The following is a 20446-nucleotide window of genomic DNA, read 5'->3' as shown; positions in this document are numbered from 1 at the left end:
ATACCTTGCTAGACTCTAGACGACAGCTTGACGGGGTGCCGGTGGAACCGGCTGAGATCGTCCTGCGTTCGCCATCAAAGCGGGCGCCACGACGGATCCCGACGAACCTGATCCGGCTAGTACCGGCGTAGGGATCAAGCGGAAACCGCGCGATACGAAAACACGCCCATGCCGGTTTCCCCCTCCTGCGCTGTGCGCCGGCTTGACCCAAGTCTCGCCCTGGAGCACATATGACATCACCGCAATTTCTTTCCGACACTGCCCGCGTCGATGAGAACGCCATTCAGACGCTACCCGGCTCGCGCAAAATATACGTAGAAGGCTCACGTGCGGACATCCGCGTCCCCTTCCGTGAGATATCGCTGTCGCCGATCCGCACCTCCGGCCAGGATGAGGAGAACCCATCCCTGCTGGTCTACGATACCTCCGGCCCCTACACAGATCCCAACACGAAGATCGACCTGCGCAAGGGGCTAACGGAACTGAGACGCCATTGGATCGATGCACGCGACGACACCGAATGCCTCGACGGCCCCACCTCCGAATACGGCCGACGTCGCGCCAACGACCCCATGCTCGCTCGGTTGCGCTTCGAGCTGACCCGCGCGCCACGGCGCGGTAAGAAAGATCGTAACGTCACCCAGCTCCATTACGCCCGCCAGGGCATCGTGACACCTGAAATGGAATTCATCGCCATCCGCGAAAACCAGCGTCTCCAAGCGTTGGGGAGCGGCGAGGTTGAACGCATCCTCGATCAGCAGCATCCGGGTGAAGGATTCGGTGCGCGTTTACCCGAGGAAATCACGCCGGAGTTCGTGCGCGACGAGGTAGCCGCAGGACGCGCCATCATTCCCTGCAACATCAACCATCCCGAAACCGAGCCAATGATCATCGGCCGCAACTTCCTGGTTAAGATCAACGGTAACCTGGGTAACTCGGCAGTGAGTTCGTCCATAGAGGATGAGGTCGACAAGATGACCTGGGGCATCCGTTGGGGCTCGGATACGATCATGGATCTTTCCACCGGCGCCAATATCCACGAAACACGTGAGTGGATCATCCGCAACGCCCCGGTCCCCATCGGCACCGTGCCCATCTACCAAGCTCTAGAGAAAGTTGGTGGCGTCGCCGAAAACCTGAATTGGGAGATCTTTCGCGACACCTTGATAGAGCAGGCCGAACAGGGTGTGGATTATTTCACCATTCATGCCGGCGTCTTACTGCGCTACGTGCCACTCACCGCCGAGCGTGTCACCGGCATCGTTTCCCGAGGCGGCTCGATCATGGCCAAGTGGTGTCTCTATCACCATGAAGAGAGCTTCCTCTACACTCACTTCGAGGATATCTGCGAGATCTGCAAGCGCTACGATGTGGCGTTCTCGCTGGGCGATGGCTTACGCCCCGGTTCGGTGGCCGATGCCAACGATGCCGCGCAGTTCGCCGAATTGGAAACCTTGGGCGAGCTGACCAAGATCGCCTGGAAGCATGACGTTCAAGTGATGATCGAAGGCCCCGGCCACGTGCCGATGCACCTGATCAAGGAGAACATGGACAAGCAGCTCGAATGCTGCGATGAAGCGCCCTTCTACACGCTGGGGCCGCTGGTGACCGATATCGCCCCCGGATATGACCACATCACCTCCGGCATCGGCGCGGCGATGATCGGCTGGTACGGCTGCGCCATGCTCTGCTACGTCACCCCCAAGGAGCATCTCGGCCTGCCCAACAAGGACGACGTCAAGACTGGCATCATTACCTACAAGATCGCCGCACATGCCGCCGACTTGGCCAAGGGTCATCCGGCCGCCCAGCGCCGCGACAACGCGCTCTCGAAAGCGCGTTTCGAGTTCCGCTGGGAGGATCAGTTCAATCTGGGACTCGACCCAGACACCGCGCGGGCATACCACGACGAGACACTGCCCAAGGACTCAGCCAAGGTGGCGCACTTCTGCTCCATGTGCGGGCCCAAGTTCTGCTCGATGAAGATCAGTCATGAAGTGCGCGACCATGTATTCAAGGATCGGTTGCCCAAAGGTATGAAGGGCGAGGAAGATCCGCACGAGACTGAAAGCGCACGCCGCAACGGCATGCGCGAGCAGGCCGAGAAATTCCGCGCGCAGGGCGGCCACTTATATCGCGAGGTATAAATACACGCTTGAGACGAAAAAGCCACGCTATATATAGCGTGGCTTTTCATTTAAGGCATGGGACGTCAGATCAGCGTAGCGAGGTCATCAGCACTTCGGTATCGGTCACCTGAAAGTCGATCGACATCATGATGCTGAGCGCCGTGATGGTGAAGATCGAGAAGATGAACACCTTCTTGGCCCACACGCGGTCGTCGCCGGTACGGTAACCACGAAGCGCCATGACGAGCCAATAAAGCCCCATCGCTGCCGCCACCGCGAAATAGCCATATCCGGCATAGCCTCCGAGCGTGAGCATCAGGGTCGCACCCAAGAACGCCAGGATATACCAGAAGATATGATGCTTCGCCGCCCTCACGCCACGCGTGACCGGCAGTACCGGGATCGACGCTGCGCGATAGTCCTGATAGCGAAAGATGGCAATGGCATACGAATGCGGCATCTGCCACAGGCAGAAGATCAAAAGCAGCGTCAGCGCGCCAAGATCGAACTGACCGCTGACCGCACAATAGCCTACCACCGGTGGCGCCGCGCCCGACAAGCTGCCCACCAGGGTGCCATAGACCGAGTGTCGTTTGAGATAAAGGCTATACAGTCCGACATAGACGAAGAACCCAAGCAAGGCGAAAAGCGTCGCCAAGGCATTGGTGCCGAACCACAGGATCAAGAAGCCTGCAATGCCCAACACACTGCCATACGCAAGCGTGATACCGGGTGAAATCAGCCCCTGGACCGTGACACGCCCTTGGGTACGCTCCATCAGACGATCGATATCGCGATCGATGTAATTATTGAACACGCACCCGGACGCGATCACCAACGCAATCCCGATAACCGTGGCCAGAAAGAGCACACCATCCACGCTTCCTTGAGAAGCGAGGAAGAAGCCCCCGGCCACGGAGATCAGATTGCCGAAGATGATGCCCGGCTTGGTAATGGAGACGTAGGGTTTGAGCATCACGCCGAGCGACTCACCCACCAAGCATCATGTTGGCGTGCAGGTTCTGCATGATCCACAGCGACCCACCTACCAGGATGACCAGGATCAACGCCGTGAAGATGAAAGACCCTGCGTTCCATCCTTCTTCGGTCTTGAAGTCCAGGTGCATGAACATGATCAACTGCACCAGCACCTGACAGATGGCCATGATCGAGATCGTCACGACGACGGCCATATTGCTAAAGCCACCGCTCATGACCATCCAGAACGGGATGATCGTCAACACGAGAGAGAGGATCAAGCCAATCACATAGGACTTGACGCTGCCGTGGTTGCCACCATCGTGGGAAGCATGTGCATCGCTCATTACAGAACTCCCATCAAATAGACGAAGGTAAAGACACAGATCCACACGATATCGAGGAAGTGCCAGAACAGACTCAGGCACATGATGCGCGGGCGCGTCTTGTCGTTAAGACCCTTCGTGAACAGTTGGACGATCATCACCAGCATCCAGATCAGGCCGAAGGTCACGTGTAGGCCGTGCGTCCCGACCAACGTGAAGAAGGAGGATAGGAAAGCACTACGATCCGGTCCGAAGCCTTCAGCAATCAGATGATGGAATTCATAGATTTCCAACCCGATAAAGCCGGCACCCAGCAAGAACGTGATGACCAGCCATCCTTTCACCTGCGCCACTCGATCGGCATGCATGGCAAGCACGGCCATGCCATAGGTGAAACTACTGAATAGCAGCAGGAAGGTACTGACCAAAATCAACGGGAGCTCGAAGATATCGGCCCCAGAGGGGCCGCCCGCCGTGCCCTGCATGAGCACGGCATAGGTCGCGAAAAGGCTCCCGAAGATGACCAGGTCACTCATCAGGTAGACCCAGAAGCCAAATACCTTCATGGCACCAGCATCGTGGTGCTCATGCTCGTCATGGGCATGAGCGTCATGTTGATTAACAGTTTGCGTCGTCATGATTACGCCTGCATCTCCAGCCGTTTATGGTGCTCGCGCTCAATACGCTCGACTTCCGCCGCCGGGACGTAGTAGTCGATGTCGTCGTTGAAGACACGGAACATGAAGGCTACGAACATGCCGACCGCGCCTACACCGGCCAGCCACCAGATATGCCAGACCAACGCGAAACCGAACACGATGCTGATCAGACCGATGATCGGTCCTGCCGCGGTGTTCTTCGGCATGTGAATGTCTTCGTACTGGGTCGGTTTGTCCGCTGCCATGCCCTTCTCTTTCTTCGCTTCCCAGAAGGCATCGACGGAGCCGACGTTGGGGAGATGCGCGAAGTTGTAGAACGGTGCGGGAGAAGACGTCGACCACTCAAGTGTACGCGCGTCCCATGGGTCGCCCGTGATGTCGGCATACTTCTCGCGATTGCGAATACTCACGATGAACTGGATCACGGTGCAGGCGATACCGCATAGAATGAGCACGGCACCGACCCACGCCACGATCATCAGCGGCTGCCAATCGGCGTTGGCGTATGACTGCATGCGACGTACAGCACCCATGAAGCTCAGGATATAGAGCGGCATGAAGGCCAGATAGAAACCGGTGATCCAGAACCAGAAGGAACGCTTGCCCCACTTCTCGTCGAGCGTGAAGCCGAAGGCCTTCGGGAACCAGTAGGTCAGACCCGCGAGCATGCCGAACACCACGCCGCCAATGATGACATTGTGGAAGTGAGCGATGACGAACAGGCTGTTATGCAGCACGAAGTTCGCGCCGGGCACGGCCAGCATCACTCCGGTCATGCCACCGATGGTGAAAGTGATGATGAAACCCAGCGTCCAGAGTACCGGCGAGGTGAACTGCAGCCGACCGCGATACATGGTGAACAGCCAGTTGAAGATCTTCACCCCGGTCGGAATGGCGATGATCATCGTCGCGATTCCGAAGAAGGCGTTGACGTTCGCGCCCGCCCCCATGGTGAAGAAGTGGTGCAGCCACACCAAGAACGACAGAATAGTGATACAAGCCGTCGCCCAAACCATGGTGTTGTAACCGAACAAGCGCTTCTTGGCGAAGGTCGCAATGACCTCGGAGAACACCCCGAAGGCAGGCAGAATGAGAATGTACACCTCAGGATGGCCCCAGGCCCAGATGAGGTTGACGTACATCATCATGTTGCCGCCCATGTCGTTCGTGAAGAAGTGCGTCCCCAGGTAACGATCGAGCGTCAACAGCGCGATGGTCGCGGTCAGAATCGGGAAAGAAGCGATGATGAGGATGTTCGCGCACAGCGACGTCCAGGTGAAGATCGGCATGCGGAACATCGTCATGCCCTTGGTACGCATCTTCAGGATGGTGACGAAGAAGTTGATCCCCGTCAGAGTGGTCCCGATACCCGATATCTGCAGACCCCATATCCAGTAATCGACCCCGACGCCCGGACTGTACTGTATGCCTGACAATGGTGCGTAGGCCAACCAGCCGGTTTTGCCGTACTCGCCGATGAGCAGCGAAATCATGGTCAGCGCTACGCCAGCGACGAACAGCCAGAAGCTCAGGTTGTTCATGAACGGGAAGGCTACGTCGCGCGCGCCGATCTGCAGCGGAACAACCAGATTCATCAAGCCGATGACCATAGGCATGGCCACGAAGAAGATCATGATCACACCATGCGCGGTGAAGATCTGATCGTAATGCTCGGGCGGTAGATAGCCCTCGGCGCCCCCGGCGGCCATGGCTTGCTGGGTACGCATCATGATGGCGTCGGAGAAACCGCGCAACAGCATGACCAGCGCCACGAGGAAATACATGATACCCAGCTTCTTGTGGTCGATGGAGGTGATCCACTCCGTCCACAGCCATTTCCACTTCTTGAAGTACGTCAGCAAGCCGACGATGGCTAAGCCACCCAGCATCATGACAATAGCCGTCACGACCAGAATTGGCTCATGATAGGGAATATCGTCAAGTCCAAGTTTTCCGAACATAATGTTACTCCGCTGCCTCTGCGCTCATGGACGTCTCGCCATGGCCGCCATCGTGTCCACTTTCACCGTTGCCACCATGGAAACCCTCGACGATGTCGCGGTACAGGTCTGACGTTACGTCGGAGAAATACTCCACAGGATGGTCCGTGGACGGTTCCGCCAACTCTTGGTAGCTCCCTTCATACGAGAGCGTTTCGGACGACTGACCCACCTTGTCGACCCAGGCATCGAAATCATCCTGCGACATGGCATGCGCATCGAAGGTCATCTCCGAGAAACCCTTGCCACTGTAGTTGGAGGACTTGCCGTCGTAGACGCCCGCCTCGTTCGCCACCAGGTACACGTCGTTATCCATGCCGGCCATAGCGTAGATCTGGCTACCCAAGGTGGGGATGAAGAACGAGTTCATCACCGAGGCCGATGTCACGCTGAAGTGAACCGGAACATCGACGGGCATGGCTACTTCGTTGACCGTTGCGATGCCTTGCTCGGGATAGATGAACAGCCACTTCCAGTCCAAAGCGACGACCTGTACTTCCATGGTCTCGACGTCGGATTCGATCGGCTTGTGCGGATCCAGCGAGTGCGACGTTTTCCAGGTAATGATCCCCAGAAACAGGATGATGATGCAGGGGATGAGCCACACGACGGCTTCGATCTTGTTGGAGTGCGCCCAGTCCGGCATGTACTTGGCGGCATGGTTGCTATGCCGATATTTCCAAGCAAAAACCACCGTCATGACGATAACGGGGATCACCACGATCATCATCAGCCAGAAGGCGGTAATAATCAGTGATTTCTGTTCTATCCCGATCTGACCTTTGGGATCCACGAGCGCCCAGTCGCAGCCACTAAGCAGCACTGCGATCAAGGGCAGGATACCGAGCCATCCCAGGTTCTTCTTCATTCTCATTGCATGGCCTCACTCAAGCATGGGAAGACGTTGCAGCGCTTGCTCATTGAATGCTTTCCTCCGCTAGCGACCCGTTAGGCCCGGCGGTCAAAATGCCGTAGCACATTCACCAACGGAACGTCAGCGACTTGGAGCGTTTCCAAATGGTCGGCTCATGCATTGCTGACCACTTAGAAACGCCCCATGGCATACATCCCGACCGGCCACCGGTTTCCCGGCTGCCAATGACACGAGTGTGATGCGCTCTGAAGGTTGGGCGTACCGCGCATGCTAGACAATGGTGAATGTCTCCGCCATAAACGAGCACGCATCGCTTACGCCATCTCACTCCTCGCCTGCCTGCTAAAGCATCGCTATTCGCTCGAATGCAGGCAACAAGCAGGAAGAGCCTACGGGGCGGCATTCTGCAGCAAAATCAGGCGAAACAGAAGCGACCAATTGCCGCACCCGTGTCGCACCCTGAGTCTCTTGACTGAGCAAGCGCTCATACGATTGTAGGGGGTAGCGCAAGGTCCCTCAACGACGCCATGGCATGGGATCAGAAAAGATCCGGCGCAAACACCAGCAACGCCACGCCGGCGCCCGTGGCCAGCGAAACACCGCCGCCCCATAGCACCACCCTGCGCACTTGCTGCCAAGTGTCGTGGACGCGTACGGCACGGCCCACCTTGGCCTTTAGCTCCGCGTAGCGGGCATACTCGCCATCGGCGCTGATCGAGAAGTCGTTGGCCACGCTGCCTTTCCAATACGGTGCATGACTCAGTCCCATGCGCGCACGCAGCAGCCCGATGCCCGTCAAGGTGCCATAGAGTTGGTCATATTCACGCTTGCGCGATTCGACGCGCAGGACGTTTTCCGCGGCCACCTTGACGGCCTGGTTCTCGCAACGCGCAATGGCCCGTACGATGTCCGCGTCGCTTGCCGACACGTGTATGTCCAATCGTCGATAAAGATCACGCATGTTGGCGCATCAAATAATCATAGGCATTCTTAATTCGTTGAAAGCGCAGCGACGCCGTAACCATCGCCTCCTGACTTTGCGCATGATAGCGATCGGGATGGTATTTTTGGGCCAGACGTCGATAGGCGCGCTTAATCTCGCTCTTCTGTGCGTTTTCCATCAAACCCAACACGGCCAATGCCCGCCGGGCCTTTTCATTACCCGTATCAGGTCCATTGGCGTACGCACCGCCGTGGGAAAAACCTTCGTTGGAGAAACCCTCGCGATGCCGCTTGCCCTCGTCCGAATGCTGGCCGCCATGAGCCTGCTCACGCTGCCCGGCTTCCTCGCGCCGCCAACGCCAGCCACGCCGCCAGGTTTCGTCATGCCTGTCCTTGGCATGCTCTCGCTGGCGATCGCGCCGCTCCCGCCGATGACGCTCTCGCGGACCTTGCGCGTTGTCTTGCTCCCCACCCGTACGCTCCCGAGAACTTTCACCATGCGCACCGTGGTGGCCTTGCTGAGAGGAATACCGATGGTCGGAACTCTCGCGTGACCGCCAGTAATGCGCGGCACTAGGGTCCTCGGGCACCGCCAGCGGGTAACCGGCAACATCTCGGAACAAGATCTCGAACGTCTCAGGTGCTACGCCCAACAGGTCGGCCAGAAAACGCAGCACATGATGCTGGCCGGCCGCCAATGCCCCTTCGTGAGTTGCCACATGAATCGCCTGGCGGAGAAAGGTTTCCCGGCGCGGCCCCCGATAATAGCGCTGCAACACTTCCGCCGCGAGCTGCAAGGCCACGAAATCCGGCGCACTCGCCAGGTCGACGATCAATTGATAGCCATGATCGTGGCGAAAGTCCCCGGTGAGCTCGTCGAGCAAGGTACGTTTGCGGTCGCTCAAGGTACCCTGTCCATCGCTCATCGCCAGCCACGCCAATAACAACAACGCAGCCGTATCGGCCTCGTTACGGCTGCTGAGCAATAAGCGCTCGAAAGGCGTAAAACGCGATGATGCCATGCCAGCTCCTGGCTTTTTGGATTGTTCGTTATAGGTGATCGCCGCGTGGCGTGCGAGCATCCTATGAGCATCGGCCGCTTGCTGCATACCTTTAGCGGCGGCGCCATGACATGCGTCATCCCCTTTTTTCTAGATAACCACCTTCGCAGTCGCGATCAACTGGTGTCGGATGGCGCATCGCTGACATCGCCACTGGCCGTCGTGGCATGCTCAGTCGCAGTCGGCAGGTTCTCAGCCTCGACCGATGACTGCTCGAGACTCACGCTCATACGCGGCATGGCGAGTTCCATGCCCAGTTCATCGAAACGTCGCTTGAGCCGCAGATTGAAAGCCCGCGCCACGTCCCACTGCATGATCGGCGCCGTGCGCATGCGCATACGCAAAATCGCCGCGCCGGCATCGAAACTTTCCACCCCCTGGAGCTCCAGGGGCGACCAGATGTAATGCCGCATCATCGGATCGCGGCGCAACTCTTCGGCCACTTCACGCACGATAGCGATCGCTTCGTCGATCTTCATATGATGCGCCACGCGGACACGCATCAGGGCGATGCCGAATTCCCGTGAAAAATTCTGGATTCCCTTGATCTGGCTAAAGGGAATTGTATGCACGATGCCATCCAGGTCACGCAAACGCACGGTGCGCAGACTCAATCCCTCGACCGTTCCCATGTGTCCGCTCAGGTCGACGAAATCGTCGATGGCCAGCGAATCCTCGATCAGGATGAAAAGCCCCGTGATCAAGTCCTGGACCAGCGTCTGAGCGCCGAAGCCCACTGCCAGACCGATGACCCCGGCACCGGCCAGCAGCGGCGTGACGTTGACCCCCAGATTGGCCAGCGCCACGATGACCGCGATAATCACGATGGTGGCGAAGACCACATTGCGAATCAACGGCGTGATGGTTTGCGCCCGCGTGCTCTGCGCGCGCCCGCTGCGAGCGCGTTTGGAGGAGAGCAACGCCCGCTCGATCGCGGTATCGGCAAGAATCCAGACCAGCCATGCCAGCAACAGTGTCATGCCGATACTGATCAGCGATTGTCCAATACGCTGGCTGATGCCCTCGTCTCCACCAAAGGCCAACAACGACAAGCCCCAGACACGCATCGCTAACTCGGCGAAGACCAACCAGCTGACCAAGTGCGCCAGAGTATAACCGAAGCGCAGCAGACGCCGCCGATACTGTGACTGACGACGCAGTTTGGAAGGCTGCTCGGCATGGCGATGAATCAGGCCATTGATGATGAGGGTCACTACCAGTAATCCGGCGGTCACGATGGCCTTGGCGAAGGCGCTGCGCGAATCGCCCTCCGATGTCAGGATCGCAACCAGCGAAACCACGACCATGAGCAGAATCGGCACATGCCACAATGACCCGATCACCTGGATCAATTCACTGCTGGCACGCTTATCGCGCCTGTAGCGATAGGGCCGATTACGGATCAGATGCTTGATCGGGCGCTTGAAGCGGATCGTAAACGCCCCCGTCAACAAGGCGGCGGTGACATTGGAGAGCATCGAGACCATTTCCGCTAACGACGCTCCCAAGTCCGAGCGCAGTTCCGAGGCATTCGAGGCATCGCCCAAGGCGACCAGCGCGCCAATTATGAAAAGCCAGCGAGCGGCCCGACGATGCAGAATACGCAAAGCAACACGACGATGGCCGTTAGCGAATAGCGAGAAGACGACTTCACACACGGCGGTGAACAGAATCCCGCACAAGGTAATGTAAGCGATCACCATCGCCAGCGTCATCCCCAGTGTGGACGTCATGCCGTGCACGACACCCAGAGTAAGGCCGAAGGCGAGGCCCCAGGGTAGCAAGCGCCGCAGCATATGGCGTATCAGCATCCAGGTGCTCGGCTCGGCGCTGAGCGTGAGCTGCATATCCATACGTTTGGCCAAGCTGCGCCCCCCGAACACCATCAGCGCCGCGCTACCGCCCCACAATCCCAGCACCCAGACGAAATCGCCGACGAGATGCAGCAACGACTCCAGCGACGCGACGCGCTGCGTCAGAGTGCTCCCCGCCCGTTCGCCCAGGCGTTGCCAATACTCGAACGGGGTCACGACCTCGCCGGAATCGCTCAATGAGGTCAGCGAGTCCGCAATGGCCCCCAATAGCCCTCGCGGCGACTCTGGCTCGGCGTCAGCATCGGCGCCCTCCAGCGAGGCTCGCAACTCGCGCAACTGTGTGAGCAAGGCGTCTCGACGCTCCTGATCCTCGAGCATCGAGATGACGCTATCTAACGAGGCACGCGCCTGCTCGTTCGATGGCACCTCATCTTGTGATGCCTGCCCGTTACTGCCCCCGGACAGAGCCGCCAGCGGGGATGCACTCTGGCCCCACGCACTGCCGGAAAAAACTAGTAATGCACACAAGAGGAGGATTCCTCGGTACCAATGCGCCACGCCCTTGATCATGCTCACCTCACCTCGTCTTCCCATCATGACAGAGTGCCCTAGCCGAGCGTCGCAACCAACCGGCCGGCACGTCTGCACCATGCACGCACACATAAAAAAGCCAGGGCGCGAGGCCCTGGCCATAGTCGATTCAATCGAAAATCAGTGGCTGTTTGCCGGCGGCCCGGACGTTGCCGACGACTCGTCGTCATCTTCGTGATGAGAGGATACGCCACGTTTCTTCTGCAGCCATACCTGCGCGTTGGCGATCATGGCGTAGAAGGCTGGCACGAAGAAGCTTGCCAACACGGCCACCGAGACCATCCCCATCGCCACCGTGGTGCCGATATGATGGCTGTTGGTGTCATTGGCACCACTCGCGATGGCCAGCGGCAAGGTCCCGAAGATGAACGCCAGCGAGGTCATCACGATCGGCCGGAAACGCAGCTCAGAAGCGGTCAATGCGGCCTCACGGATCGACTTGCCGAGTTCGCGCCGTTGCAACTCGGCGAACTCGACGATCAGGATGGCATTTTTGGCCGCCAACCCGACCACCACCAGCATGCCCACCTGGACATAGACACTGGTATCCAATCCACGCAGCACGATCCCGCCGATGGACCCGATAAAGGCAAAGGGTACCGCCGTGATAACCGCCAGCGGCAACGCCCAGCTTTCGTACTGCGCCGCCAGGATCAAGAAGACCATCAGAATGCCGAAGGTAATGGCAATAATTGCGGCATTGCCGGCATTGGCCTCTTGGAAGGACGTGCCTGTCCAGCCCATGCCCCACTCGTTGCCGAGTTCTTGCTGAACCACCTCTTGCATCGCGGCGATCGCCTGGCCCGAGCTATAGCCCGGCGCAGGGCCACCCTGGAACTGCGCCGACGGATAGACCCCGAAGCGCGATACCACAGAGGGTGCCGACTGACGTTCGAGCTTCACGAACTCGGAAATCGGGATCCGCTCGCCATCGCCGCCACGCACGAAGATCTTGTTCAAGTCATCGGGTGTTTGCCGGAACGTGTCCTCGTTCTGCATGTAGACCTGGAAATTGCGGTTCTGATACGTGAAATAGTTCACGAAACCGCTGCCTAGCGTATTCGAAAGCGTCGTATTGAGATCATCGATCGACACCCCGTAACTCAGGGCTTTTTCCTGGTCTATACGCGCCCGATACGATGGCACCGAGGCATCGAAGGTGGTGAACACCTGGGCCAGCTCCGGACGCTTGTTGGCGGCTTGCATTATTTTACCGGAAGCCTGCATCAACTCCTGAGAGTCAGCCCCGCCATAGGACTGCAGATAACCGGTGAAGCCCCCCGTGGTGGAAAGCCCGATGATCGGCGGCATGTTGAAGGCCATGGTCGTACCGCCCTCCAGACCAGCCCCAATGCGATTGATCTTGGCGATCATGTCCTCGACGGACTCCTCACGATCACCCCACGGCTTCATGGTGATGAACATCACGCCCTTGGCCGTATTGACCGCGCTGGACAGCATGTCGTAGCCCGCCACCGCCGTAGAATACGCCACCGCCGGGTCCTGCTCGATCTTGTCGCTCAGCTTGTCCATGTACTCCGTGGTGCGCGCCACGGATGCGCCTTGCGGCAAGGTGATACTCGCGATAGCGATCCCCTGGTCGGTTTCGGGAATCAATGTCGAGGGATTGCTCTGGTACAGCCAGTAGGAAGTACCGATGATGAGCGCCGCCAATACCAGCGTCAGCACCCAAGCCTTGACCAGTAAACGTACGATTGCCATGTAACCCCGTGTCAGCCAATCGAAGAAGCGATCGAACAGACGGAATGGCGTCGAAGCGGCACGCGCGATCTTGGAATCGCCTATTTCTGACTTGTGCTTGACGAAAAGCGCGCTCATCGCCGGCGTAAAGGTCAAGGCCACGACCGCCGAGATGGCCACGGAGATCGCGATGGTCAACGCGAACTGCTGGTAGATCTGGCCGGTAAAACCACCCAAGAAGGCCACCGGTATAAACACCGCCGCCATGATGAACGAAGTCGCGATAACGGGGCCGCTCACTTCTTTCATGGCGGTAATGGCCGCCTTGCGTATGGGGATCTCGGGATCTTCCTCCAGTAATCGCTCGACGTTTTCCACCACCAGTATCGCGTCATCGACCACGATGCCGATCGCCAGCACCATGGCAAACAGCGACAACAAGTTGATCGAGAAGCCGAACATGTAAAGCCCGGCGAAGGTACCCACCACCGATACCGGCACCACCGACATGGCAATGATCGTGGTGCGCCAGTTCTGCAGAAAGATGAACACGATCACCGCAACGATCAGCAACGCCTCGATGAACGTATGGAAGACCGACTCCACCGAGGCATCGATGAACAAGGTAGTGTCGTAAGGCACGTCATACTCGAGCCCCGGCGGGAAACGCTCGGATAGCTCGTCCATCTTGCTCTTGACGGCCTCGGCAGTTTCCAGGGCATTGGCGCCGGGCTGCTGATTGATCATGATCGGCGTCATGGTGGCGCCGTTCATGTTGGCGTTGACCGAATAGGACGACGCTCCCAGTTCGACACGCGCCACATCGCTCAAGTGCAGCGCCGAACCATCATTGTTGGTGCGTAGGATGATATCGCGGAACTGATCCGCATCGGCCAAACGCCCCGGCGCCGTAATGGTATACGTATACGCACGCGGATCGTCTTGCGGTGCCTGCGCCAAAGCCCCCGCCGGAATTTCAGTGTTCTGCGACTGGATGGCACTGGCCACCTCGGCCGACGTCATGTCGTACTGCGCTAATTTATCCGGATTGAGCCAGATACGCATAGCGAACTCGCCGCCTCCCAGCACCTCGGCCGTCCCCACGCCAGGGACCTGGCGGAGTTCATTGAGGATATTGAGCGTGGCGTAGTTCTGCATGTAGATGTTGTTGTATTCATCCGTCGGCGACGTCAACGCCACCAACATCAAGATACTGCTTGAACTCAGCTCAACCGTGACCCCTTGCGATTGCACCGATTCAGGCAACTGCGACAACGCCTGCTGAACACGGTTATTGACGTTGATCGTGTTGATATCACCGTCAGTACCGATACCGAACGAGACGTTCATTCGCATCGAGCCATTATCGGCACTGGTCGAGGTCATGTAGATCATGTCCTCGACCCCGTTGATCGCCTCGGCGATCGGAGCCGCCACGGTCTTAGAGACCGTCTCGGCATCGGCACCGGGATAGGTTGCCTGCACGGAAACCGTTGGGGGTACGACGCTGGGATATTGCTCGATGGGCAAGACGCGCATCGCCATTATCCCGATCACCGCCACGATGATCGAAATAACGGTGGCGAAGACCGGCCGTTTTATGAAGAAGTTGGAAATATTCATCCGTCAGGCTCCACCTTCCTCGTTGGCATGGCCATCGCCATTGGATGCCCCTTTCTTCTCGGTCTGACTTCCTGATGCAGCCTCGCCTTTTTCGGCACCCGAGAGCGCTTCGGCATCGCCGTCGAACGGCTGAGGATCGATGCTCGCACCGGCGCTGATGTTGCCTGGGTCGCTGACCACGACGCGGTCTCCCGCCTTGATTCCGTCCGTAATGATCATCCACGGTCCCGCTGTATCGCCGAGCTGCACGGTCTGCGTGCGCACCTTGCCTTCTTCATTCAGCACATAGACTTGAGGGCCCATCAGCCCTTGCGTCACAGCAATCTCGGGCACGGCAAATACATCAAAACGCTTCACGCCATCCAGCTCGACACGCACGAATTGTCCCGGCATGAACATGCCATCGGGATTGTCGAAGAAGGCGTTGGCTTGCACGGTGCTGGTGCTTTCGCTGACACGCGAGCCCAAGAATTCCACATTCCCTTTGAGGGTCTGTCCCGGCAATGCCGGAATCTGCAGTTCGGCGGTAATCGCCTCCTTACCCTGTTGCTCGCGCTGACGGCGTAGTTCGAAGGCTTCTTCCTGAGGCAGTTGGAAACGCACCTCGAGAGGATTGAGCGGCGTAATCGTCGCCAACTCGGCGCCATCGTTGACGAGGTTGCCGAGATTCACCTCGCTCAGGCTGATCATGCCCGACACCGGCGCCTCGACATCGGTATAATCAAGATCGATACGCGCGCTATCCAGTGCCGCTTGCGCCTGGGCAACGCTGGCACGCGCCACCTTGAGGTCGGCCTGTGCCTGGTCGCGCTGCTGAACGCTGACGGAATTCTGCTTGAGCAGGCGCTCGTAGCGAGCAGCATTCGTCTGCGCCAGTTCCGCATCGGCCTGGGCACTCTGCAGATCCGCCTCGCGCTGGCGCACGGTGGCTTCATAGACCTCAGGCTCGATCGTGTAGAGGCTATCGCCCTTCTCGACCTGTTGGCCGGGGTCGAAATGCCGTTCTTCGAGCGTACCGCTGACACGAGCCACGACAGTCACTTCATTATCGCTACGCAGCATGGCAGGATAAGATTTGTCGAGCGATATGTCGCGCTTGGCCATTTCCATGACCTGAGCCTTTTTGGGCGGCGGAGAAGAAGCGTCGCTTGACTGCTGCTGGGCATCTTCATCGCTGCCGCAGCCCATCAACAGAACGCCCGCCAACGCCACGGCCCAAAGACCCCGGCGCTCATTCCCTGTCGTGGATACCATCGGTGTTTTACCTTGTTTGATCGAGATCAATGATGGCTAAGACTACACGCATACATACATGAATGTAAATGCCATTCACTTGGGGTATGATGGCTAAAAAAGTCTCGCCACTCGGTGCTCATCCCTACCGTCTGGCTGGATTCATCAACGAGATCACGCCATGCCCCGCAGAACCAAAGCCGAAGCCGAGGCCACGCGAGAAGCCTTGCTCGATGCCGCCGAAGACGTCTTCCTCGAAAAAGGCGTCTCACGTACCTCGCTCGAACATATCGCACGTCATGCCGGCATGACGCGCGGTGCCGTGTATTGGCACTTCAAGAACAAAGCCGACCTGTTCCATGCCATGCTCGACCGGGTCAAGATGCCGCTCCAGCAGATCATCGACGACATCACCGTCGAGTGCCAGGTCACAGGACCGCTGGATACGCTGCGACTCGCCACGCTACACGCCTTCGAGATGCTCGAGCGCCCACGTTCATGTCGTGTCCACACCATCTTGATGCATCGCTGCGAATTCATCAGCGACATCAACCCTGTGGAGCTTCAAAACCGCTTGGCCTCGGATTGCCGCGAAGTCGTACGGCGCTGTTTTCAACAGGCTCATGATGAAGGCCTGCTCATCGACGAGATCGCACCGGATGCCGCCACCCTGATGCTGCATTCAATGATCGGCGGCTTGGTACACGATTGGCTCCGAGCTCCCGATAGTTTCTCGCTGCGCGAAAGCGGCGGCGAGGCGATCGACAGTCTGTTTTACCTCATCACGCGGCGCGTCTAAGGTTCTACTGCATTGCAGCATCACGTCTATACTGAAGACGTGCCGATATTCAGGACCGCGCCGTGGATGAGCTTGTTCTGCTCCAGCACCGTGAGCTCGAGATCGCCGTGCGCGTCTGGCATCCCGATGCCCCACGGACATTGATCGCCTGGCACGGCCTATCGAGGCATGGCGGCGACTTCGAGTTCCTGGCTCGGCTGCTTGGCCCCCGCTGGCGGCTGATCGCCCCCGATACACCAGGACGCGGCCTTTCCAGTTGGTCGCTCTTTCCCGCCTACGATTATCTCTACGCACATTACATGCGTATTGCCATCGCGGTCCTCGATCACTTCGAACTCACGAGCGTTCCGTGGCTGGGTACGTCGATGGGCGGGCTGCTGGGGCTACTCTTGGCCGCCGACGCGTCACACGGCCACCGTGTAGCGGCTCTTATCCTCAATGACGTCGGCCCGACCATCGAAGCGAAAGGCCTGCAACGCCTGGCGAATCACTTCATCTCGACGCAGCGGTTCACGACCTTGCGGGCACTGGAATCGGAAATCCGCGATCACTACCAGAGCTTCGGTATCGATAGCGAGGCGGTATGGCAACGCCTGCTCTTGGGCAGTGCTCGGCGTTTACCCGATGGGAGCTGGAGCCACCATTTCGATCCGCGTATCGCCGAGCAATTCGTCCATGACACGCCACGCGACCTGTGGGCAGCCTGGAAAGCTCTGCGCTGCCCCTTGATGACGATACGCGGCATGCAATCCGACATCCTGTCGCACCAAACACTATCGGCCATGCGTTACCACCAACCCAGCACCCGTATCCTCGAAGTGCCCGGGTGCGGCCATGCCCCCATGCTCGACAAGGCTTCACAGAGCGCCCCGATCGCCGCGTTTCTCGACACTCGTCGGGTAGCCCCTCCTACGCTTGGCAAGGCATGGTGGCAACGCCTGTGGCGCACGTCCCGGCGACATTAAGTCGATTGCAAGCGCGCGATGGCCTGCTCGACACCCGTCCGGTAGGCACCACCGAATAGCAGCAAATGATTCAGTAGCGGGTATAACTGGAACAACGTCTCGCGATGCTCCCAGTCCTCGGGGCGAGCGCCATCCCAGTAAGCCTCGAAGAACGCCTCGCCCGGCGCGCCGAACAGCGTCAGCATCGCCAGATCGACCTCGGGATAATGATAGTAGACAGCAGGGTCGATGATGGCCGGCCCTTCGGGCGTGGTAAGCACATTGCCAGACCACAGGTCGCCATGCACGAGGCTTGGTGGGACGTCCGGCAACCACGTCTCGAGCCGTTCGGCGACATCGCTCAAAGCGTCCAGCAGCGTTGTGGGCAGCAAGCCGCGTTCGACACAGGCCGTGCCCAACGGCATTAGCCGGTGCTCGCGTTGAAACACGCGCCCATCATCACAGGGCGTGTTGCGCTGCGCCGTGGGCCCGCAGCGGTTATCACTCGGCCATCCATGACGCTCGCCATGAACGCTGTGCAATCCGCGCAGGCCCGCGCCCAGCCTCGCTGCGTCACGTTTGCCGCCCGCTGCCAATGCTTCCATGATCAACCATTCTCCTTCCTGGACGATCACCGTCGGCACTTTCAGCTCGGTGTTCGCACGTCGCAGAACGCGCAACCCCTCCGCTTCGGCGGCCAGGGCCTCAGGGTCGTCGCGCTTGACCACCACCGCGCCCTGATCGGTTTCCAGCCAGACGACCTCGGCGATATCGCCCCCCGCCAAGGCTCGAGGCTCGCCCCGGGCGACAAGATGTTGCGATGCCAGCACGGCACGCAGCGATTCCTGCATATTGACCTCCCGTTAACCGGTGTCTCTTTCCTGAGCCGTGGGCACCTTGCCCCGTAACGCTACAGATAGCGACACATACTCAACGTTCTTCCGATGTGGGCGTACTCGCCGTGTCCGGAGCCGCCTCCGCGCTCGCTTCCTTGCCTCCGCGCTGCTTCAAGTCTTGCTGAAACAGCGTCTGGAATTCGGCCATGGCCTCGCGCTCGGACTTCATCAAGGCTTCCGAGTCATGGCGATGGGTGTAAGACGACGCCAGCAATTGGTTGTCGAAGTCGCGGAAAGTGCGGACGGCATCCAACGCATTGGAGCCCGGGTAGCCCAGCCCCTTGAGCACTTCCACGCTCATTTCCATGCTCGAGGCAAATGTCTCGCGTACGACGGAATCGACGCCGATTTCCATCAGTTGCCAGGCATGATGGCGGTTACGCGCACGGGCGAAGACCTTGAGCTGGGGGTAATGATTGCGCACCATCCGCGCGATGGTCAGCGCCGCCTCTTCGTCGTCGACCGCGATCACCAGCAACTTGGCCTGGGCAAGCCCCGCCGAGCGCAAGACATCGAGGCGCGCGGCGTCGGCATAATAGATGCGCGAGCCGAAGCGTCGAATGAACTCTACCTGGGTGATATTGGGGTCGAGCGCGGTAAAGCTGATGCCCTGCAACTTGAGTACACGCGCCACCATCTGCCCGAAGCGCCCTAGCCCCGCGATCAGTACCGGCGGTGTTTCTTCGCCGAAGTCCTTGTCGTAGGGGCGGTTCTCCCCCATCCGAGCAGCGAGCCGATTACCGCCACGATAGAGAAACGGCGTGAGCGCCATGCTCAGGGTCACCGCCGCGATGCACAGACTGGCGATGCGCTGATCGAATACCCCCGCACTGACCGCCGCGCTGAGCAATACGAAGTCGAACTCGCCGCCCTGAGCAATCACTGTCGCCAGGCGCGGGATCTCCTGACGTGGCAGGCGCGCCACCATGCCCACCAGCGTAATGACGACCAGTTTGGCCACCAATAACCCCAGGGTGATGCCCAGCACCCACCCTACGTTGTCGAAGACCAGCGCCAGGTCGACCGACATACCCACGGCGATGAAGAACAGCCCCAACAGTATGCCCTTGAAGGGCTCGATGTTGGCTTCCAGCTCATGACGATAAACCGTATCCGCCAGCATGACGCCCCCCAAGAAGGCCCCCAGCGCCATGGAAAGCCCCGCCCATTCCATGACCAAGGCCAGGGCCAGTACCAGGAACAACGCCGCAGCGGTGAACACCTCGTGTACACCGCTACGCGCGATGAGCGCCAGGACGCGCGGAAAGACCAGACGCCCGAAGACGATCGCCGCCAGCACCATGCCCACGGCTTTGCCGATATCCAGCCACAACGCGCTACCTTGGCTACTAAGATCGCCCGCGAATAACGGCAGCAAGGCGAGTAATGGGATCACCGCCAGGTCCTGGAAAAGCAGGATGGAGAACGCCGTCTGACCGTGGGGTGTCGCCAGGCGATGCTGTTCATTGAGAAGCTGCAGAGCGAACGCCGTGGAAGATAGCGCCAGGATCAGTCCCAGCAGCACCGCAAGCTCCCACGTCAGCCCCAATGCCAGCCCGATGGGCGTCAACAGCACACCACTCCCCAGCAATTGCAGAAGCCCCAGTCCGAACAGCTGCTTGCGCATGCCCCACAAACGCGAAGGCTCCATCTCGAGGCCGATGAGGAACAACAGCATCACTACGCCGAACTCGGAGAAATGCAGCACCTCTTCAGGCTCGGCGATAAAACCTAGCACGGAAGGCCCCAGCAGCAGCCCCACCGCGAGATAGCCCAGTATCGAGCCCAACCCCAGGCGTTGAAACAGCGGCACGGCGATGATGGCAGCGCCTAGCAGTACCGTTGCCTCATAGAAAAAATTCATGCGCTAGCCTTC

15 protein-coding genes and 1 riboswitch are annotated in these 20446 nt (G+C 59.1%); of the genes, 3 read left to right on the top strand and 12 right to left on the bottom strand.

The annotated features are described in order from the left end of the window. Nucleotides 1-21 precede the first annotated feature (21 nt). Nucleotides 22-151: riboswitch (TPP riboswitch) on the top strand. A gap of 79 nt (nt 152-230) precedes the next feature. Continuing rightward, nucleotides 231-2147 carry a phosphomethylpyrimidine synthase ThiC gene (gene thiC, locus L1075_RS02965; protein WP_246939744.1) on the top strand — a complete coding sequence of 639 codons (1917 nt, stop codon included), beginning with the start codon at nt 231-233 and terminating at the stop codon, nt 2145-2147. 70 nt (nt 2148-2217) lie between these two features. Here the strand turns inward: thiC and cyoE are convergent, their stop codons facing one another. From cyoE to L1075_RS02915, 10 genes are all read right to left on the bottom strand, one after another. Next, a complete protein-coding gene (gene cyoE / locus L1075_RS02960) occupies nt 2218-3105 on the bottom strand; it encodes a heme o synthase (protein WP_040244926.1) in 888 nt (295 codons plus the stop codon). A 13-nt stretch (nt 3106-3118) separates the two neighbouring features. Further along, nucleotides 3119-3454, bottom strand: a complete 336-nt coding sequence (gene cyoD, locus L1075_RS02955) for a cytochrome o ubiquinol oxidase subunit IV (RefSeq protein ID WP_040244404.1) — start codon at nt 3452-3454, stop codon at nt 3119-3121. Continuing rightward, nucleotides 3454-4071, bottom strand: a complete 618-nt coding sequence (locus tag L1075_RS02950) for a cytochrome o ubiquinol oxidase subunit III (RefSeq protein WP_040244407.1) — start codon at nt 4069-4071, stop codon at nt 3454-3456. Before L1075_RS02950 ends, cyoD begins: the two co-directional genes overlap by 1 nt. A 2-nt stretch (nt 4072-4073) precedes the next feature. Continuing rightward, nucleotides 4074-6053: a cytochrome o ubiquinol oxidase subunit I gene (gene cyoB / locus L1075_RS02945; RefSeq protein ID WP_246939742.1), complete on the bottom strand. Its 1980-nt coding sequence runs from the start codon at nt 6051-6053 to the stop codon at nt 4074-4076. A 4-nt stretch (nt 6054-6057) separates the two neighbouring features. Beyond that, nucleotides 6058-6966 carry a ubiquinol oxidase subunit II gene (cyoA, locus tag L1075_RS02940; RefSeq protein WP_246939740.1) on the bottom strand — a complete coding sequence of 303 codons (909 nt, stop codon included), beginning with the start codon at nt 6964-6966 and terminating at the stop codon, nt 6058-6060. Between the two features lie 538 nt (nt 6967-7504). Then, complete coding sequence (locus tag L1075_RS02935; RefSeq protein ID WP_246939738.1) at nt 7505-7894, bottom strand: hypothetical protein; 390 nt, start codon at nt 7892-7894, stop codon at nt 7505-7507. A gap of 25 nt (nt 7895-7919) precedes the next feature. Continuing rightward, nucleotides 7920-8930, bottom strand: a complete 1011-nt coding sequence (locus L1075_RS15700) for a J domain-containing protein (RefSeq protein WP_281504059.1) — start codon at nt 8928-8930, stop codon at nt 7920-7922. 155 nt (nt 8931-9085) lie between these two features. After that, complete coding sequence (locus tag L1075_RS02925) at nt 9086-11380, bottom strand: mechanosensitive ion channel family protein (RefSeq protein WP_246939736.1); 2295 nt, start codon at nt 11378-11380, stop codon at nt 9086-9088. A gap of 114 nt (nt 11381-11494) precedes the next feature. Continuing rightward, nucleotides 11495-14698: an efflux RND transporter permease subunit gene (locus tag L1075_RS02920; RefSeq protein WP_246939734.1), complete on the bottom strand. Its 3204-nt coding sequence runs from the start codon at nt 14696-14698 to the stop codon at nt 11495-11497. 3 nt (nt 14699-14701) lie between these two features. After that, the gene (locus L1075_RS02915) at nt 14702-15952 is read right to left on the bottom strand and encodes an efflux RND transporter periplasmic adaptor subunit (protein WP_075370175.1); all 1251 of its coding nucleotides are present in this window, start codon (nt 15950-15952) and stop codon (nt 14702-14704) included. A 160-nt stretch (nt 15953-16112) separates the two neighbouring features. Here L1075_RS02915 and L1075_RS02910 point away from each other — a divergent pair, with 160 nt between their 5' ends. After that, complete coding sequence (locus L1075_RS02910; RefSeq protein WP_040244422.1) at nt 16113-16730, top strand: TetR family transcriptional regulator; 618 nt, start codon at nt 16113-16115, stop codon at nt 16728-16730. Nucleotides 16731-16792: 62 nt separating this feature from the next. Then, nucleotides 16793-17695, top strand: coding sequence for an alpha/beta fold hydrolase (locus L1075_RS02905; RefSeq protein WP_246894300.1), 903 nt, complete (start codon nt 16793-16795; stop codon nt 17693-17695). On the opposite strand, the gene L1075_RS02900 is transcribed toward L1075_RS02905, so the two are convergent. Together L1075_RS02900 and L1075_RS02895 are read right to left on the bottom strand one after the other, a co-directional pair. Then, the gene (locus L1075_RS02900) at nt 17692-18525 is read right to left on the bottom strand and encodes a fructosamine kinase family protein (protein WP_246939731.1); all 834 of its coding nucleotides are present in this window, start codon (nt 18523-18525) and stop codon (nt 17692-17694) included. The two genes, L1075_RS02905 and L1075_RS02900, sit on opposite strands and share 4 nt — an antisense overlap. Nucleotides 18526-18604: 79 nt before the next feature. Next, nucleotides 18605-20434: a monovalent cation:proton antiporter-2 (CPA2) family protein gene (locus L1075_RS02895; RefSeq protein ID WP_246939728.1), complete on the bottom strand. Its 1830-nt coding sequence runs from the start codon at nt 20432-20434 to the stop codon at nt 18605-18607. Nucleotides 20435-20446 lie beyond the last annotated feature (12 nt).

The organism is Chromohalobacter beijerinckii, assembly GCF_023061185.1.
Classification (GTDB): domain Bacteria; phylum Pseudomonadota; class Gammaproteobacteria; order Pseudomonadales; family Halomonadaceae; genus Chromohalobacter; species Chromohalobacter beijerinckii.
This window is presented reverse-complemented; position numbering and strand designations above follow the sequence as displayed.

Coding starts and splice junctions, on each gene's coding strand:
- thiC (WP_246939744.1), top strand. CDS start 231: ATGACATCACCGCAATTTCTTTCCGACACTGCCCGCGTCGATGAGAAC.
- cyoE (WP_040244926.1), bottom strand. CDS start 3,105: ATGCTCAAACCCTACGTCTCCATTACCAAGCCGGGCATCATCTTCGGC.
- cyoD (WP_040244404.1), bottom strand. CDS start 3,454: ATGAGCGATGCACATGCTTCCCACGATGGTGGCAACCACGGCAGCGTC.
- L1075_RS02950 (WP_040244407.1), bottom strand. CDS start 4,071: ATGACGACGCAAACTGTTAATCAACATGACGCTCATGCCCATGACGAG.
- cyoB (WP_246939742.1), bottom strand. CDS start 6,053: ATGTTCGGAAAACTTGGACTTGACGATATTCCCTATCATGAGCCAATT.
- cyoA (WP_246939740.1), bottom strand. CDS start 6,966: ATGAGAATGAAGAAGAACCTGGGATGGCTCGGTATCCTGCCCTTGATC.
- L1075_RS15700 (WP_281504059.1), bottom strand. CDS start 8,930: ATGGCATCATCGCGTTTTACGCCTTTCGAGCGCTTATTGCTCAGCAGC.
- L1075_RS02925 (WP_246939736.1), bottom strand. CDS start 11,380: ATGATGGGAAGACGAGGTGAGGTGAGCATGATCAAGGGCGTGGCGCAT.
- L1075_RS02920 (WP_246939734.1), bottom strand. CDS start 14,698: ATGAATATTTCCAACTTCTTCATAAAACGGCCGGTCTTCGCCACCGTT.
- L1075_RS02915 (WP_075370175.1), bottom strand. CDS start 15,952: ATGGTATCCACGACAGGGAATGAGCGCCGGGGTCTTTGGGCCGTGGCG.
- L1075_RS02910 (WP_040244422.1), top strand. CDS start 16,113: ATGCCCCGCAGAACCAAAGCCGAAGCCGAGGCCACGCGAGAAGCCTTG.
- L1075_RS02900 (WP_246939731.1), bottom strand. CDS start 18,525: ATGCAGGAATCGCTGCGTGCCGTGCTGGCATCGCAACATCTTGTCGCC.
- L1075_RS02895 (WP_246939728.1), bottom strand. CDS start 20,434: ATGAATTTTTTCTATGAGGCAACGGTACTGCTAGGCGCTGCCATCATC.